The sequence below is a fragment of the Paraburkholderia sp. BR14374 genome, assembly GCF_040948685.1.
Classification (GTDB): Bacteria; Pseudomonadota; Gammaproteobacteria; order Burkholderiales; family Burkholderiaceae; genus Paraburkholderia; species Paraburkholderia youngii.
Window position 1 is genome coordinate 1 of record NZ_JBFPKF010000116.1, and the last position, 867, is coordinate 867.

An 867-nucleotide genomic window follows, 5' to 3' on the forward strand; every position below is an offset into this window, starting at 1 on the left:
TAGAGCGTGTTAGGAACTTTGAAGTACTGGCACGGCGTGGACAAGCATGAGCATTGCGAAGACGACAAAATGAAGCCCGGCGAGAGTTTCGGGGAGCCGTTCATAGTCACGTGCGAGACGCCGGAAACGGTTGAGCCAGCCAAAGCTGCGCTCGACCACCCACCGCCGGGGGAGCAGAACGAAACCCTTTTTCGTTTCTTCGAGTTTGATCACCTGAAGGTCAATACCCTCGTCGAATGCAGCCTGCGCTGGCTCTTTGCCCGTGTATCCCTGATCGGCAAATGCCACCTTGACCGTTCGTCCTGTTACCTGCTGGACCCGCCGCGCAAGCTCAGCTACCTGTGCGCGCTCCTGTTCATTGGCTGGGGTTACGTGCACCGCCAGCAACTGTCCCAACGTGTCTACTGCCATATGTACCTTGCTACCGCGCTTGCGCTTATAACCGTCATAACCCGCACGCGGGCCGCTCTCGCAGGTCGACTGTATCGTGCGGCCATCGAGGATGACCGCGCTGGGCTGTCCCCGACGGCCCTGTGCCACGCGTATCACCGAGCGCAGGTCGCTCACCATGCTCTCAAAGCAGCCCGCCTGCAACCACCGTTGAGTCTGCTGATACACCAGCTCCCACGGCGGGAAATCATTGGGCAGCATCCTCCACGGCGCGCCGGCACGAGCCATCCAGCGCAATGCATCAAACATGTCGCGCAGTTCGTATTTGCGCTGGGGCGCGTCGACGTCCATCAGCGTCAGATACGGCGCCGCGAAACTCCATTCCTCATCCGACACATCAGTCGGATACCCTTTGCGGTCTGTTCTTTTCATCCCGCCAGGATAACAGGTCTCAATCGAAGTTCCTAACACGCTCTA

At 59.1% G+C, this 867-nt stretch carries 1 protein-coding gene; it reads right to left on the reverse strand.

The genetic code is table 11. The annotated features are described in order from the left end of the window. Window positions 1-9: 9 nt before the first annotated feature. Window positions 10-822, reverse strand: a complete 813-nt coding sequence (locus tag AB3X86_RS38265; protein WP_129964122.1) for an IS5 family transposase — start codon at window positions 820-822, stop codon at window positions 10-12. Between the last annotated feature and the right edge of the window lie 45 nt (window positions 823-867).